Annotated in this window: 3 protein-coding genes; all 3 read right to left on the bottom strand. The window is 42.4% G+C overall.

All coding sequences use genetic code 11. The features are described 5' to 3' along the window. Nucleotides 1-200: 200 nt before the first annotated feature. The 3 genes from AB4517_RS21730 to dgcN are packed head-to-tail and all read right to left on the bottom strand — an operon-like array spanning nt 201 to nt 3,041. Nucleotides 201-1,061, bottom strand: a complete 861-nt coding sequence (locus AB4517_RS21730) for a D-amino-acid transaminase (RefSeq protein ID WP_372149932.1) — start codon at nt 1,059-1,061, stop codon at nt 201-203. Continuing rightward, on the bottom strand, nt 1,062-2,036 hold the full coding sequence (gene dgcA, locus AB4517_RS21725; protein WP_372149930.1) for an N-acetyl-D-Glu racemase DgcA: 975 nt from the start codon (nt 2,034-2,036) through the stop codon (nt 1,062-1,064). Continuing rightward, on the bottom strand, nt 2,037-3,041 hold the full coding sequence (gene dgcN, locus AB4517_RS21720; protein WP_372098792.1) for an N-acetyltransferase DgcN: 1,005 nt from the start codon (nt 3,039-3,041) through the stop codon (nt 2,037-2,039). Between the last annotated feature and the right edge of the window lie 35 nt (nt 3,042-3,076).

Below are 3,076 nucleotides of genomic sequence, written 5' to 3'. Positions count from 1 at the left end.
TCGTATTGATTAAGAAATACGCGAAACGGGGTTGTTCTATCTTTAAATTTAATTACGCAACAAAGCCGTTGATAACTGGGAAAGGCCCCATTTATTCTCTGCTGCACTCAAGGAGTTTAATCTACTCATCGTTATTCCTATAATCCATGAATTTTTCTAGAAAAAAAATGCCTTTACTAGGACTAGTAAAGGCATTTGATTTATTCCGCTAGCTCAATCGCTGTTTTAATATAGATATCGCGTAGCTTGCTTGCTAATGGACCAGGGGTACCATCACCAATTGAATAACCATCAATACTGATGACAGGCCAAATAAAGGTCGTTGCTGAGCTTACAAAAGCTTCTTTTGCGGCATACGCTTCTTCGATAGTAAATGAGCGCTCTTCTATTTCAATATTGCTCTCTTTTGCTAATTTAAGCAGTGATGCACGCGTAATGCCGTGAAGAATGTCATTGCTCAGCGGACGAGTAATGATCTTGTTTTCTTGGGTAACGATATAAGCGTTGCTTGAACCACCTTCGGTTACAAAACCGTCTTCAATCAGCCAAACATCATCACAACCAGCTTGATAAGCGATCTGTTTTGATAAACACGCTGGTAATAAACTAGTCGTTTTGATATCTCGACGCCTCCAACGGATATCATCCATCGACAGCACTTTGATACCTTTTTGTGCAGGTTTGCTGTTTATCAGTGAACGCTGTTGCGTAAATAACACTAATGTTGGCTCGATATCATCGCTGTAAGAAAAGTCTCTATCGCCCTCACTGCCACGCGTAAGTTGTAGATAAACGCCCCCCTCTTTGAGGTTGTTTTTGTTAATCAGCTCTTTCTGCACAGCGGTTAACTGCTCTGCACTTAATGGCATTTTAATACCAAGCTCTTTGCAAGACCGCTCCAGACGTGCAATATGACCAGGATTATCAATCAACATGCCATCTAAAACTGCCGTTACTTCATAAACGGCGTCAGCAAATAAAAAACCTCGGTCAAAAATAGAAACAGTCGCTTCTGTTTCTAACACGTAATCACCTTTTACATATACTGTTCTAATCATCATTTAACCCCATAACTGGCTACTAAACGGATCCATTTGGCTGCCTCTGAAATCAAATCCATTTTCAATATCCTGCGATAACAGTAATGGACCATCTAAATCAATAATATCTGCATCCTGACCGAGCACGAAGGCAGGTGCCATGCTTAAAGAAGAGGAAAGCATGCAACCAACCATGACACTTAAGCCAAGTTTTTGTGCCTCTTCTTTTAGTAGTAATGCTTCAGTCAGGCCACCCGTTTTATCGATTTTTATATTGATCATATCGTAGCGACCTACAATCTCAGCTAAGCTTTTACGATCATGGCACGACTCATCTGCACAGATAGGGATAGGCCTTGGTAGCGTTGCTAATGCAGCATCATCACCCGCTGGAAACGGTTGCTCGATCATCGCGATATCTAACATCAAAAGATCAGGCATTAGCTGTCGGTATAACTCAGGCGTCCACGCTTCATTTGCATCAATGATAATTTTTGATGTGGGTGCACCATTTCGTACCGCTCTTAATCTTTCTAAATCGCCATTACCACCCAATTTAATTTTTAGTAGTGAGCGAAAAGCGTTATCTTTAGCAGCTTGCTCCATCACTTCAGGCTCACCCAACGAAATGGTATAAGCCGTTTCTAGTGTGCTAGGTTGAAGATTAATTTTTTCCCAGATAGAACAGCCTTTCAGCTTACATTCAAGATCCCACATTGCGCAGTCCACTGCATTACGCGCTGCCGCTGAAGGTAAAATTTCCTGTAACTGCTGGCGTGTCATACCGGCTTCTATTTGATCTGCTATTGCGGTAATTTCTGCCTTCACACTTTGTAGCGATTCATCGTATCTTGCATAAGGAACACACTCGCCTCGACCAACAACGCCCTCATGCTCAATTTCAACAACGACGGTATCAGCGTGTGTTTTACTGCCACGAGAGATAGTGAAACTCCCTCGTATAGGCCAAGAGCGCTCAGATATTGATAGTTTCATTTATACTTCCTTTAGTTGCTCGACAATGCGTGCAACACCTTGGCGGAATGGGTCAACAACCGGTAAGCCGATCTCTTTCTCAAGTGCTTCCATGTATGAAACTGCCTCAGTCGCTTCCATGTTTGAAGTATTTACCGAGATACCAACACATTTAACGTCTTTATTTGTTAATTGCGCAGCGGCAATATTAGCGTCGATACATGTTTGGATATCAGGTAATGAGTAGCTTGGTAGGCCGCGCATGTGCGTACGCGTTGGTTCATGACACAAGATAAGAGCATCAGGCTGTGAGCCGTGAATAAGTCCCATTGTCACACCCGCAAAAGAAGCATGGAATAACGAACCTTGCCCTTCCATAACATCCCAATGCTCAGGGCTATTCTCTGGAGAAATTGTTTCAATTGCACCGGCAATAAAGTCTGCAACAACACAGTCGACACTCACACCACCACCAGTGATCAAAATGCCTGTTTGCCCTGTCGCTCTAAAGTCTGCATCCATACCCTGTGCATGCATCTCTTTTTCGATAGCAAGTGATGTATACATTTTACCAACAGAACAGTCAGTCCCTACTGTTAGTACTCTTTTACCACTACGTTTTATACCAGTACCCACTGGGTAAGCCTGAGTAGGGTAACGCACGTCAAACAGAGAGCGGCCGTGTTTTTCTGCGCACTCTACTAATACAGGAATATCAATAAGCTTATTATGAAGACCTGAAGCGATGTCCATACCTGCTTCCATTGCTTCAATTAATACATCTAACCACTGCTCAGAGATAACACCACCACGATTAGCAACACCAATCACCAGTGTTTTGGCACCCGCTTTAATCGCATCAGCAATAGAGATATCAGTAAGACCTACATCTGCGTTACAGTTTTCTAATCGGTATTGGCCAACACAATATTCTGGATGCCACGTTTTAATACCCTGTGCCACTTTAGCCGCTAGAGAATCAGCTGCATCGCCAAGAAATAATAGGTAAGGTTTTTTAAGTTCCATCTTTATCTCCAAATATATAGGTATATAAATAAATT

The sequence above is a fragment of the Vibrio sp. 10N.222.52.C3 genome, from assembly GCF_041474195.1.
Classification (GTDB): Bacteria; Pseudomonadota; Gammaproteobacteria; order Enterobacterales; family Vibrionaceae; genus Vibrio; species Vibrio crassostreae_C.
Note: the sequence above shows the minus strand (reverse complement) of the source record. Positions and strands in the feature narration are given on the sequence as shown.